Genomic DNA, 13093 nt, shown 5'->3' with positions numbered 1-13093 from the left:
ACAGGAGGCCACATGGCCAGCGATCCGACCCTGACATTCATGCCGCTCGGCGGCGTCGGTGAGATCGGGATGAACCTTGCGCTTTACAGTTACGGCGTAGGGCGCGACCGGCGGTTCATCATGATCGATTGCGGAGTGAGCTTCGCCGGCCCTGATCTGCCAGGCATCGACCTTTTAACCGCTGATATCAGCTACATCGAAGAACGGCGCAGGTCTTTAGACGCAATCATCATCACTCACGCTCATGAGGATCATATCGGTGCGCTTTTGACCCTCTGGCCGCAGTTGCAGGCGCCGGTCTACGTCTCGCCGTTTGCCGAAGCGCTGCTTGAAGCGAAGAACAGTTCCAACCCCGTTCTCAAGGCGATTGAATTTCGTCATTTCGGCTTGCATTCGCCCTTCTCAATAGGGCCATTCACGGTCACAGCTGCCCCCGTCTCCCATTCGATCCCCGAAAGCCACTCGCTGCTTATTGAAGCGGGTGAACGGCGGGTGGTGCACACCGGCGATTGGAAGCTTGATGCGGACCCAGTCATCGGCGCGCCAACCTCGCTTGAAGACTTCAAGGCCTGGCGCGACTCTGGTCCGATCGACGCGGTGATGTCGGATTCGACGAACGCTATGCGCGATGGTGAAAGCCCAACCGAAGCGCAGGTTGGCAAGGCGCTGGCGCGGGTTATCAGCGAGGCGGAGCAGCGAGTGTGCGTCACGCTGTTTTCGTCCAACATGGCGCGTATCAAATCTATCCTGGACGCAGCGCGCGATGCTGGCCGAACCGTCATTCTGGCGGGCAGGGCGTTGCAGCGCGTTATCGGGGTGGGGCTCGATCTTGGGCTGCTGACAGATCCACCTGAGATCGAAGATATGCGCGGGTTTGACCGCATTCCGCGCAAAGACGTTATGGTGTTGTTGACTGGTTCCCAAGGTGAAGAGCGCGCGGCTCTTTCGCGGATCGCTGAATTCGACCATCCGCATCTGTCGCTTTCACGTGGTGACACGGTCGTGTTTTCATCACGTATCATTCCAGGCAACGAGCGCGGTGTGCTGCGGATCATGAACAAGCTGGCTGCGACCGGCATCAATCTGATCACAGATGCGGACGCGCCCATCCACGTATCAGGCCACCCCAGACGTGGTGAGCTGATCCAGCTTTATGAAGCCCTCAAGCCCACGACTGTGGTTCCGGTTCACGGAGAAGCGCGGCACCTTGCTGCCCACGCTGAGCTTGCAAGAGACAATGGGTGCGGTGCCGTCATTGTAAACGATGGCGATATTTTGGAGATACGCGCCAACGGTGCTGAGATAACCGGCGGGATCGAGTCGAGTATCTACGTTAAAGACGGCGATCTGGTCATGCCGCCGGCTAAAAGCGGTGTGTTTGAACGGCGTTCGTTAGCGGAGGTCGGGGTCATTACAATCGGGCTTGGTTTGTCCGGCGGCGGCAAGCTGGTGTCGGACATTGAGGTGATCGTGGACGGCTTGCCCGACCAGCTTGATGGCCTCGATGCAGATGAGTTCGTTTTGAACGCCACAAGCGAGGCGCTGCGCTCTCTGCCCATGCCGCGACGGCGGGATGCTGACGCGACTGCCGACAGCTTGCGCAAGGCTGTCCGCAACAGGGTGCGCGATGTCTGGGGCAAGCGACCGGTTTGCCACGTCCATGCGCTTCTCATCGATAAGGATGCAACATCATGATTGGACGGTTGAACCACGTCGCCATAGCTGTACCGGACCTTGAAGCCTCTACCGCTCTTTACCGCGATCAGCTTGGGGCCACGGTTTCCGAACCGCAAGCCGAACCTGACCACGGCGTGACGGTCGTGTTTGTCGAACTGCCCAACACGAAGGTCGAATTGCTCGAGCCGCTTGGTGAGGGTTCCCCCATTCAAGCCTTCCTTGATCGCAGCCCGGCTGGCGGCATCCACCACGTGTGTTTTGAAGTGGACGACATTCTCATGGCACGTGACAAGCTCAAATCGGAGGGCGCGCGTGTGCTTGGGACGGGCGAACCCAAGATAGGCGCTCATGGCAAGCCGGTGCTGTTCCTCCATCCAAAAGATTTCAACGGGACACTCATTGAGCTCGAACAAGTCTAGTCGTGGCGCGCATGCGTAGTCATGCAGTGTGCGGCCAGCGCACACTTCTCACAATGCGATCAAATGGGAAGAGCGGAGGACGCTCATGAGCCTTGGCAGCGCACTCGCCATCTATTTCGTGGTGTGGTGGATCACGCTATTTGCGGTCTTGCCTTTCGGCGTCCGTACCCAGGAAGAGGCCGGCGACGTCGTGCCAGGCGCTCCTGCGAGCGCGCCGTCGCACCTTTCGATTCCGCGCATCATTGTGCGCAACACGATCGTTGCCAGCATCGTTTTTGCAGCGATCTACTGGCTTTTGGCACATTCCGGTTTATCGATTTTGGAAATACCGCTGCCAGATGTCAGCATTCCACGATAAATAATAAAGTAATATCAATCAGATATCACTAAATTTTCAGAGATCGATTGAATATTGCAATTGGACAAAAAGAAAGAGGCAGGGAAAACCCTGCCTCAGTCAAATCCAAATAACCCCGCGTCTCCCCCCGAGACTTGAGCCACTGGCTTTTATTTGTGCGATTTGTCATCGCTTATGCGCAGTATGTAGGCGTTTTTACCGTTCGGTGTCACGTAAAAAATGTGCTGCACCGCACAAATCGTGCACCCGGTGTGCATTGGTCGAAATGCGATGCTATTATCAACCAAATCAAGGATTTGCGCTTGCGTGTCTATTCTTGCCGCGCGCAAAAATAACCGCTTGCGTCGCGGTGACATGATGCCGGCGATGGCGCGCCGGACGACAGGCGGAAAACGATGGAATGGTGATCAAAAATGCGTCTCTCTTTATCTCTTTTAGCGGTTGCGATTGCCTTGCCGATGATGGTCGACGACGTCGCAGCACAGTCGGTTAGCAACAGGCACCATCTGGAATTTCAAAGAAACTGCTACGGCAGCTCGCCCAGCACGCGGGCCGTAGTTGTACCGCATGCGACCCACAGAGCGCGACCGCTGCGGCTACCGGCCCAAACACCGAACACTTGGACCGGGTCCGCCATTATCGGAGCCGAAACCTCACGGCCAGCTGGCACCCAACGCGCTGTCCGAACAGCTCCGCGCCGCTTCACGACGGGCGTGACACCAATCGTTCCCCAACGCGTCTTGCCAGACTGCTAGGTTAGCAACGTCAGATTTGATGCTCGGTGGACGAAGCCCTGCTTGCTAATCGCGGCTCAAATCGTCACAAGCGCCCCTTGATCGGCGCGCAGCGCCAAAACCTTCCCCGTTGAAGCGAGGCTTTCGTATGCGCCTGTCGCGTTACTTCCTGCCCACCTTGAAAGAAACACCGCGCGAAGCGGAGATCGTGTCCCATCGGTTGATGCTGCGTGCAGGCCTCATCCGGCAAGAGGCAGCAGGCATTTATTCATGGCTGCCGCTCGGCAAGCGCGTGCTCGACAGGATCTGCGGTGTTGTGCGCGAAGAACAGGACCGCGCTGGCGCGCAGGAAATCCTGATGCCGACCTTGCAACCCGCCAACCTGTGGCAGGAATCCGGCCGCTATGACGATTACGGCCAGGAGATGCTGCGCGTCACCGACCGTCATGATCGGCCCATGCTGTATGGCCCGACAAACGAGGAGATGGTCACCGCAATTTTCCGCTCGGCCGTGCGGTCATACAAGGACCTACCGCTCAATCTCTACCACATCCAGTGGAAGTTTCGCGATGAAGTTCGCCCTCGTTTTGGGACAATGCGGTCGCGCGAGTTCCTGATGAAAGATGCCTATTCGTTTGACCTAGACGCAGATGCTGCGCGCGCCGCATACTACCGGATGTTTATAGCCTATCTGCGCACCTTCGACCGTCTGGGCCTTAAGAGCATTCCCATGGTTGCTGACACGGGTCCAATTGGCGGTGATCTCAGCCACGAGTTCATCATTCTGGCCGACACGGGCGAAAGCGCCGTTTTCTGCGACAAGGCCCTGCTTGATCTCCCCATTCCACCGGCAGATGTGAACTTCGATGGTGATCTTTCGAATTTGGTGCAGCAGTTTACGAGCGGCTACGCAGCCACTGAAGAGAAGCACGATGACGCTGCTTTTCATGAGCAGGTTCCCGAAGAGCGTCGGATCGCGGCGCGCGGAATCGAAGTTGGCCACATCTTCTATTTTGGAACCAAATATTCCGAGCCGATGAAGGCGGTTGTGACCGGCCCGGGCGGACAGGACGTGCCGGTGCATATGGGCTCTTACGGGATCGGCCCAACCCGGCTGGTGCCTGCGGTGATCGAAGCCTCGCACGACGATGCGGGGATAGTCTGGCCGGAAGCCATCGCGCCGTTTGATGTGGGGCTGATCAACATGCGGGCGGGGGACGACGCCTGCGATGACGCATGTTCAACGCTGTATCGGGAGATGACATCGGCCGGAATCGATGTGCTATATGATGATACCGACGCACGCGGCGGGGCGAAGTTTGCGCAGATGGACCTGATCGGGCTGCCCAAGCAAGTGATCGTCGGGCCCAAAAGCCTTGCTGACGGTTCGGTGGAGATCAAAGACCGCGCGACCGGTGCCCGGCAAATGGTACCACTGGACAACGCGGTTTCAGCACTTCGTAGTCCGTAGACGCAGGGCGCCTACCGCAATTCGGCCAAGCTTTTCTTCGATAGGCGTCCACGCTGCCGCGTTTAGCGACCTCGAATCGCAGCGCCGAATCATGGCACAGACTACGTTCTAAACCCGCGACAAGCTCGGCAATGGAGCCACTTCTTGGCCACTGAAACTACGTCCTCCCCCGCTGGCTATGACGCGCAAAGTGCTGCTGAGCCCCAAATCCGCACGTCGCAACCCTTTGGCTTGTTCGAGCGAATGATCGCGCTGCGCTATCTGCGGGCGCGCCGCAAAGAGACCTTCATATCGGTCATTGCGGGCTTTTCCTTTGTCGGCATCATGCTGGGCGTTGCCACGCTCATTGTGGTCATGGCGGTGATGAACGGTTTTCGCGCGGAGTTGCTCGACAAGATCCTTGGCATCAACGGCCATCTGGTCCTGCAGGCGATCGATCGTCCGCTAGATGATTTCGACGCTGTCCAGCAGCGAGTGGCCGAGGTTGATGGCGTTCAGATTGTGGTGCCGTTTGTTGAAGGTCAGGCCTTGGCGTCGGGTGCAAATGCCAGCAACGGCGTCATCGTCCGCGGCGTCAGCGAAGATGATCTTCGGGCGCTGCCTTCGCTGTCTCAATCCATCAGGTCGGGCACGCTGGACGGCTTTGGGGGCATTGAAGGTTTGCCCGCAGAGACCATTGTGATCGGCTCACGGCTCGCATCGACCTTGGGTGTGACCGTCGGCGACAGCGTCACAATCGTGACGCCACGCGGTTCGGTCACGCCCTTCGGCGTCACGCCTCGCGTCAAGGCGTACCAGGTGCAAGCGATCTTCGAGATCGGCATGTCCGAATACGATCTGGTGTTCGTCTATATGCCACTTTCTGAAGCGCAGGCATACTTTAATTTGGGCGAGACGGCGTCGGGTATCGATGTTTACGTCGATGACCCAGACGCGATCGGGCAATTGCGTGCCGAGATCGAAAATGCCGCTGATCGTCCGGTTTTTTCCATCGACTGGCGCCAACGCAATCTCACCTTTTTCTCGGCGCTTGAGGTTGAGCGCAACGTGATGTTCCTGATCCTGACGATGATCGTTCTTGTTGCGGCGCTCAACGTTGTCTCAGGCATGATTATGCTGGTCAAAGATAAGGGCCGCGACATTGCCATTCTTCGCACCATGGGTGCGTCTCGCGGTGCGATCCTGCGGGTCTTTGTCATGACGGGGGCCAGCATTGGCCTTGTCGGCACGGTTTGCGGCTTTGTGCTCGGCACCATCATCTGCCTCAACGCAGAGAATATCCGGCAACTGATCTCCAGTTTGACGCGCACGGAGCTTTTCTCGCCTGAACTGTATTACCTCTCCCGTCTGCCGGCGGATATGGATCCGGTCGAGACCACTGCGATTCTGCTGATCGCTCTTGTCCTCTCCCTGCTTGCAACGCTTTATCCTGCCTGGCGCGCGGCGCGACTCGATCCGGTTGAGGCCCTTCGCTATGAGTGAAGGTGAGCCGCGGCTCCAGCTTTCGAGTGTGTCGCGCGGATTTCAGAGTGGGGTGGGGCGCCTTGAGATCCTTGAAGGGGTGGACTTCACCGTGCAATCCGGCGAGCTGGTGGCGCTTGTTGCGCCTTCTGGTGCCGGTAAGTCCACCTTGCTGCACCTTTGTGGGCTGCTGGACCGGCCCGACACCGGTAACGTCTTCATATCGGGCCAGCGCACCAGCGGCCTTGATGATGCCCAGCTTAGTGCCATGCGGGGCAGGCAAATCGGCTTTGTCTACCAGTTTCATCATCTGCTTCCCGAGTTTGACGCGCGGGAGAACGTGATGATGCCGCAACTGATTGCGGGCCTCGACAGAGGTGAGGCTGCCGAGCGCGCGCAGGAGCTTCTTGAGTATTTGCAGATTGGGCAGCGAGCCGATCACCGCCCTGCTGAGCTTTCGGGCGGTGAGCAACAGCGCGTAGCCATTGCGCGCGCGATGGCAAACGCTCCGGATCTGCTTCTGGCCGATGAGCCAACCGGCAACCTTGACCCAACAACCTCTGACCATGTCTTCAGGGTGCTGTTGTCCCTTGTGCGCGCAGCAGGTGTCGCCGCTCTAATCGCGACGCATAACATGCAGCTGGCCGCCAAAGCCGACCGTATCATCACATTGAAGGATGCGCAGATCGTTCCTGGCGATGATCTTGTGACGCTGCCAGCGTAATCAGCTTCCCCCGCGCGGCCCGATACTCCGACGGGGCTTGACGACAGAACAAAATAGGAACATAGTTCTTGTATTGTTCTTATTGGAGGTTGTGATGCTTGTATTGCGTGACGGATGTGCCCTGTGTGTTGTCGCTGCAATGATGATCTGCATCAGCCTGATTGGCTGAGCTGTGGACACATACATTAAAGCGGTGCTGTGCGGTTGGTGCTTGGCATCGGCACGATAAAGTGGAGATGAAACGGCTGCGGGTCGTTGAGTTGTGACCAGCTTGTGTGACTGTCTGCATGTCTGAGCTTCCCTTTGTCCATTTACGCACGCATTCCGCCTACTCGCTACTGGAGGGTGCGCTCCCCATCGCGAAGATGATCGCTCTGGCAAAGGCTGATCGGCAGCCAGCTTTGGGAATCGCGGACACCAACAATCTTTTCGGTGCGCTTGAGTTCTCCGAGAAGGCGGCAGCAGCTGGTATCCAGCCGATTATCGGCTTGCAGATTGGCGTCACGTTTGACGGCCACGACGGCCCACAGGATGTTGCCATTGGCCAGACCAAGCGGAGGGAGCCGCCACCCGGACTGGTTTTGCTGGCGCAATCGAGTGATGGTTTCGAGAACCTCATGCACTTGGCGTCACGGGCCTATGAACGGGTTGAGGAGCGGGGGCCGTGTCTCCAGCTAGATGATCTGCCCGGGTATACTGCGGGCATCATCTGCCTTACCGGCGGAGCATTCGGGCCAATCGGGGAGGCGCTATGGAACGATGACCGCGACCGTGCAGCGGCGCGCTTGGCCTGTCTAAGGCAGCCGTTTGAGGGTCGCCTTTATGTGGAATTTGGCCGCCATGGCATGGAGCGGGAAGCAGCGACCGAGGCTGATATGCTGGCGATCGCATACGACAACGGGCTACCGATCGTCGCAACGAATGAGAGCTTCTTCCCTGACCGAGACGATTACGAAGCCCATGACGCACTGCTTGCCATCGCCGAGGGGCGGCTGGTTTCAGAAGATGATCGAAGGCGGCTGACGCCGCTGCATGGTTTTGCCTCGCAAGAGGAAATGCGGGAGCGGTTTTCCGACCTTCCCGAGGCTATCGAAAATACCGCGCGTATCGCAATGCGTTGCGCCTCTCGGCCGAAGACATCTGAACCACTTCTGCCACGTTTCACCGCTGGCGATGCAAACGACGGCGCGTCGTTCCAGTTGGCCGCGGAGGCTCAGGCACTGCGGCAGATGGCGACGGAGGGTTTGAAGGCTCGGGTCGAAACCAACGAACTAGCGCCCGGCCATAGCCAGCAGACGTACGAGGAAAGGCTTCAGATCGAGCTATCGATCATCGAGGGGATGGAGTTCCCCGGTTACTTCCTGATCGTTGCGGACTTCATCCAGTGGGCCAAACGTCAGGGCATCCCGGTGGGGCCAGGCCGGGGGTCCGGCGCCGGTTCAGTCGTCGCTTGGGCTTTGACGATCACCGATCTCGACCCGCTGCGATTTGGTCTTCTCTTCGAACGGTTCCTCAATCCCGAACGCATCTCGATGCCGGACTTCGACATCGATTTTTGCCAGGATCGCCGCGACGAAGTGATCGGGTATGTTCAGGAGCGCTATGGGCACGACCGGGTTGCGCAGATCATCACGTTCGGAACCCTGCAGGCCCGGGCTGTGCTGCGTGATGTCGGGCGTGTGCTTGAGATGCCCTATGGTCAGGTCGATAGGCTTTGCAAACTGGTACCGGCCAATCCCGCTGATCCGTACACACTTGAACGCGCTCTGGCGGAAGTTGAGGCCCTTCGGAAAGCGCGCGAGGAGCCGATCGTCGCGAAGCTTCTTGACCTGTCTTTGCGGCTCGAGGGGTTGCACCGGCATGCATCAACCCATGCTGCTGGGGTGGTGATCGCAGATCGTCCGCTTGAGCACTTGGTGCCGACGTACCGGGAAGCGGGGACGGCGATGCCTGTTACCCAGTATTCCATGAAGTGGGTTGAGCCCGCGGGCCTCGTAAAGTTCGACTTTCTCGGGCTGAAGACCCTGACGATCATCCAAGAGACGTTGGCGCTGTTATCGAAGCGCGATGTCGAGATTAATCTCGACACGTTGCCGCTCGATGATCCGGCGGCCTACGATCTGTACACGCGAGCCGACACCGTTGGGGTATTTCAGGTGGAATCGGCTGGTATGCGCCGCACGCTTTTGAGCCTGCGCCCCGACCGATTTGAAGATATCATCGCGCTCGTCGCGCTGTTTCGCCCCGGTCCAATGGCCAACATTCCCCGCTTTGCGGCGGTCAAGCATGGCCAGGAGGAGCCCGATTACATGCACCCGCTCCTCGAGCCGGTGCTCAAAGAAACGTACGGAATCATTGTTTACCAGGAACAGGTGATGGAGATCGCCCGGGTCCTGTCGGGCTTCTCACTTGGCGAAGCGGATATGTTGCGTCGCGCGATGGGCAAGAAGATCCGCGCTGAAATGCAAAAGCAAAAAGCACGGTTCCTGAAAGGCGCTGAAGAGAAAGGGCACGATGCCGCGTTGATCAGCGACATTTTTGAGAAGGTCGCGAAGTTTGCGGACTATGGCTTCAACAAGTCACACGCGGCAGCCTATGCGCTGGTGTCCTATCAGACGGCTTATCTCAAGGCGAACTATCCCACCGAGTTTCTCGCTGCGTCCATGACCTACGACATGGCCAACACCGAAAAGCTTGCGGACTTCCGACAGGATGCCATCGCTCGCGACATCGTGGTGCATCCGCCTTCGATCAACCACGGAGGCCCACGCTTTGATGTTCGCGACGGCGGCATTGATTATGCGCTGTCGGCGATCAAGGGCGTCGGCGAGCAAGTCGCACAGCATATTGTTGACTTGCGCCAAGAGCACGGGCCGTTCACGTCGATCGAGGATTTTGTTGCGCGCATCAATCCGCGCCTGATTGGCAAGCGCCCGCTTGAGAATCTGATCGCAGCAGGCGTGTTCGACCGCTTACATCCTTCGCGGGCGCAGTTGACCGCGTCCGTCGACAGGATCCTTGGCGAGGCGGCGCGACAGCATGATGACCGCGCTCAAGGTCAAGGCGGTCTGTTTGGCGACGCGCCGACGCCTGCGCGTGATCTGATCTTGACGTGCAACGAATGGCCTCTGGCCGAGCGCCTGCAAAAGGAGCTCGCCAGCCTCGGCTTCTTCTTTTCGGCTCATCCACTCGATGATTATGAGCAATTGCTCAAGCGCATGCGCGTACAGACCCACCAGGAGTTCATCGAAATGATGCGCGGCGCGGCCGCGGGTAAAGCGGTGCCGGGCAGGGATGAGGCTTCTGGCGGTGAAGCCGATGATCGGCGCGGTGCTCTGCACGCTGCGCGCCTGGCGGGAACCGTGGCCGATGGCTTCGAGCGACGCACCCGCGATGGCCGGAGTATGGCCATCTTGAAGTTGACCGATCACTCAGGCCTGTTCGAAGTTGCGGTGTACGAAGAGGATATCGAAAGCTTCCGCACCATGAACAAGCAAGGTAACAATCTTTTTGTGCATGTTGCTGGGCGTTTGAACGATGGCGATATCCGCCTTCGTGCCACGCGGCTGGAGCTTTTGGACGAGCTGGCGGTCTCAACCCCGCAACGGTTGCAGGTTTTTGTCAACAGCGTTGAGGCCATCACGACGTTGCACAAACGGCTTGAGCCGGGGTCTCGCGGCGAGGTCTCGGTGGTCATCAGTGACCGTGACGCTGGACAAGAGATTGAGATGCTGCTCCCTGGTAGCTTCAAGGTCGACCCTGCTCGCGCCAGCGCGCTGCGCTCTCTTACAGCGCAAGGTATCGAGCACGCAGAACTGATCTAACTGGTAGTCTGTCTTGCCCTCTGCGTGCTCAAGTCGCGGTTCAACATAAAAAGCGAGCGTCTGTTCAGCCCTGGCATGTGCCATGACGCTGTAGGCGGCGCGCTGAGGAGCGACGACGGTCGGCTGCATTGCCGCTAAGGCTGGTTCTGCGTTTGAAAGCTGATCGCGTGTTCCTGTTCTTGCCATGAACGATAAAAGCCGCTAAGCGACGCGGCATTCCACACGCACCGACCGGTCGACGGCAGATGATCGACCATCCGGTGGTCGCCTTTCAGGCGTCCAACGGTGCGCTAGGGTCAACCGGAAAAGGAACATACGCATGGCACTTCCTGCCTTCACCATGCGTCAGCTACTGGAAGCTGGCGCTCATTTTGGACACCAGACGCATCGCTGGAACCCGCGCATGGGGACCTACATTTTCGGCGAGCGCAACGGCGTCCACATCATCGATCTTGGCCAAACCGCGCCGATGCTGCAGCGCGCGCTACAGGCCGTTTCCGACGTTTTGGCCGATGGCGGCCGAATTTTGTTCGTCGGGACGAAACGACAAGCGTCCGAGCCGATTGCTGAGGCTGCACGCAACTCAGCCCAGTACTTTGTGAACTCTCGCTGGCTTGGCGGCATGCTCACCAACTGGAACACGATTTCCAATTCAATCAAGCGACTGAAGAATCTCGAAGAGGTGCTCGTTGATCCTGAGTCGGGCCTCACCAAGAAAGAGCGGCTTCTGCGCACCCGTGAACGCGACAAGCTTGAGCGTGCGCTCGGCGGCATCAAGAACATGCCGGGTTTGCCGTCGATGATTTTCGTTATCGACACCAACAAGGAGTCGATTGCGATCAAGGAAGCCAACCGTTTGGGCATTCCGGTCGTAGCGGTTGTCGACACCAACTGCGATCCTGACGGCATAACGTTCCCAATCCCGGGCAACGACGATGCTGGTCGCTCTGTCGCCTTGTTCTGCGATTTGGTGTCTCGTGCCGCTCTTGATGGTATTTCGCGCAACAAAACCGGTCTGGGTGAAGATCTGGGCGCGGCGATCGAAGCGCCCGTTGAGCCGGCGCTTGAAGGGGCACCTGTTGAGAAGCCCGAGGCGCAACCAGAAGCGCCGGAAGCTGCTCCAGAGGAGACGGTTGCTGCCGCAGATGGTGCGGACGCCACGGCCGACGAGAGCGCGCAGGCACAGCCGTCCTGATAGGGCTTGGCTCATCCCCGAGGCGCTCTATTGAAACGCCGTCTCGGGGAACGCACATAAGCCGTCAACCAGACCCCTTTGATAGGCGTCGCGAACCTCCCGGACTGACAACCGATCGCGGATAGTACCAAGCGCTCAATACACTGGGTGCGAAGGTTGGCCGGGCAAACCCAAGACAACGATGGAGATGATCCATGGCCGCTATTACAGCAGCTGCAGTCAAACAACTTCGTGAAACAACCGGTGCCGGCATGATGGATTGCAAGGCGGCGCTCGTTGAAACCGATGGCGATATGGAAGCGGCCATCGACTACTTGCGCACCAAAGGTCTGGCCCGTGCCGCCAAGAAAGCCAGTCGTGTTGCCGCTGAAGGGCTTATCGGCATTGCCGAAGGTGACAAATCGGCCGCCATGATCGAGTTGAATTCGGAGACCGATTTCGTTGCGCGCAACGAGCAGTTTCAGGGGCTTGTCGGCGCTACGGCAGCGACTGCCCTCGGCACATCCGACGACGTGGCCCAGATACTGGCCGCCAACCTTGCTGGGACGGACAAGAGCGTCGAAGACACCATCAAGGACACGGTTGCCACGATCGGTGAGAATATGTCGCTTCGTCGGGCAGCGCGGCTGTCGGTCGGCGAGGGCGTCGTGGCGTCTTATGTTCACTCGGCGATTGCCCCCGGCCTGGGCAAAATCGGTGTTTTGGTTGCGGTCGAATCGTCAGGAAGCGCCGAAGCGCTGCAGACGATTGGTAAGCAGGTGGCAATGCATGTTGCAGCGACCAGCCCACTGTCCCTGTCTGTCGATGACATGGATCCGGCGGTGGTGGAGCGCGAGCGTCACGTGTTCTCCGAGCAGGCGCGCGAGTCGGGGAAGCCGGACAACATCATCGAGAAGATGGTCGAGGGTCGTATCCGCAAATTTTTTGAGGAAAGCGTTCTGTTGAACCAGAGCTTCATCATGAACCCCGATGTTACCGTTGCTCAAGCAATCAAGGATGCAGAAGCCGAAGCGGGCGCACCGGTTTCCGTGACCGCCTACGCTTTGTTCAAGCTCGGCGAAGGTATCGAAAAGGAAGAGGCCGATTTTGCCGCAGAAGTTGCAGCGGCTGTGCAGGGCTAATTCTCAACGACGAGAAAACCTTTTCAACTGGTCGATTATCAAAGGCAGGGCGCCGCGTGACAGCGTGGCGCCCTTCCTGTACGTGACACGCGACAGCGGCGAGTGAACG

At 58.6% G+C, this 13093-nt stretch carries 9 protein-coding genes; all 9 read left to right on the top strand.

Annotated features, from left to right (window positions below; genetic code table 11):
- Nucleotides 1-12: 12 nt before the first annotated feature.
- Complete coding sequence (locus AAF739_13440; protein ID MEM6383674.1) at nt 13-1695, top strand: ribonuclease J; 1683 nt, start codon at nt 13-15, stop codon at nt 1693-1695.
- The gene (gene mce, locus AAF739_13435; GenBank protein ID MEM6383673.1) at nt 1692-2096 is read left to right on the top strand and encodes a methylmalonyl-CoA epimerase; all 405 of its coding nucleotides are present in this window, start codon (nt 1692-1694) and stop codon (nt 2094-2096) included. Before AAF739_13440 ends, mce begins: the two co-directional genes overlap by 4 nt.
- A gap of 85 nt (nt 2097-2181) precedes the next feature.
- Nucleotides 2182-2454: a DUF1467 family protein gene (locus AAF739_13430; protein MEM6383672.1), complete on the top strand. Its 273-nt coding sequence runs from the start codon at nt 2182-2184 to the stop codon at nt 2452-2454.
- A gap of 882 nt (nt 2455-3336) precedes the next feature.
- The gene (proS, locus tag AAF739_13425) at nt 3337-4659 is read left to right on the top strand and encodes a proline--tRNA ligase (GenBank protein MEM6383671.1); all 1323 of its coding nucleotides are present in this window, start codon (nt 3337-3339) and stop codon (nt 4657-4659) included.
- A gap of 207 nt (nt 4660-4866) precedes the next feature.
- Nucleotides 4867-6141, top strand: a complete 1275-nt coding sequence (locus tag AAF739_13420; protein MEM6383670.1) for a lipoprotein-releasing ABC transporter permease subunit — start codon at nt 4867-4869, stop codon at nt 6139-6141.
- Complete coding sequence (locus tag AAF739_13415; GenBank protein MEM6383669.1) at nt 6134-6844, top strand: ABC transporter ATP-binding protein; 711 nt, start codon at nt 6134-6136, stop codon at nt 6842-6844. The genes AAF739_13420 and AAF739_13415 overlap by 8 nt, the downstream gene beginning before the upstream one ends.
- Nucleotides 6845-7131: 287 nt before the next feature.
- The gene (gene dnaE, locus AAF739_13410; protein MEM6383668.1) at nt 7132-10668 is read left to right on the top strand and encodes a DNA polymerase III subunit alpha; all 3537 of its coding nucleotides are present in this window, start codon (nt 7132-7134) and stop codon (nt 10666-10668) included.
- Nucleotides 10669-10987: 319 nt separating this feature from the next.
- A complete protein-coding gene (rpsB, locus tag AAF739_13405) occupies nt 10988-11863 on the top strand; it encodes a 30S ribosomal protein S2 (GenBank protein ID MEM6383667.1) in 876 nt (291 codons plus the stop codon).
- A gap of 194 nt (nt 11864-12057) precedes the next feature.
- Nucleotides 12058-12984, top strand: coding sequence for a translation elongation factor Ts (tsf, locus tag AAF739_13400; protein ID MEM6383666.1), 927 nt, complete (start codon nt 12058-12060; stop codon nt 12982-12984).
- Nucleotides 12985-13093 lie beyond the last annotated feature (109 nt).

This window comes from Pseudomonadota bacterium (assembly GCA_039024915.1).
GTDB lineage: Bacteria > Pseudomonadota > Alphaproteobacteria > Rhizobiales > MH13 > MH13.
This window is presented reverse-complemented; position numbering and strand designations above follow the sequence as displayed.

What these genes read in the sequence shown, in the direction of transcription:
- AAF739_13440 (MEM6383674.1), top strand. Translation starts at nt 13, where the DNA reads ATGGCCAGCGATCCGACCCTGACATTCATGCCGCTCGGCGGCGTCGGT.
- mce (MEM6383673.1), top strand. Translation starts at nt 1,692, where the DNA reads ATGATTGGACGGTTGAACCACGTCGCCATAGCTGTACCGGACCTTGAA.
- AAF739_13430 (MEM6383672.1), top strand. Translation starts at nt 2,182, where the DNA reads ATGAGCCTTGGCAGCGCACTCGCCATCTATTTCGTGGTGTGGTGGATC.
- proS (MEM6383671.1), top strand. Translation starts at nt 3,337, where the DNA reads ATGCGCCTGTCGCGTTACTTCCTGCCCACCTTGAAAGAAACACCGCGC.
- AAF739_13415 (MEM6383669.1), top strand. Translation starts at nt 6,134, where the DNA reads ATGAGTGAAGGTGAGCCGCGGCTCCAGCTTTCGAGTGTGTCGCGCGGA.
- dnaE (MEM6383668.1), top strand. Translation starts at nt 7,132, where the DNA reads ATGTCTGAGCTTCCCTTTGTCCATTTACGCACGCATTCCGCCTACTCG.
- rpsB (MEM6383667.1), top strand. Translation starts at nt 10,988, where the DNA reads ATGGCACTTCCTGCCTTCACCATGCGTCAGCTACTGGAAGCTGGCGCT.
- tsf (MEM6383666.1), top strand. Translation starts at nt 12,058, where the DNA reads ATGGCCGCTATTACAGCAGCTGCAGTCAAACAACTTCGTGAAACAACC.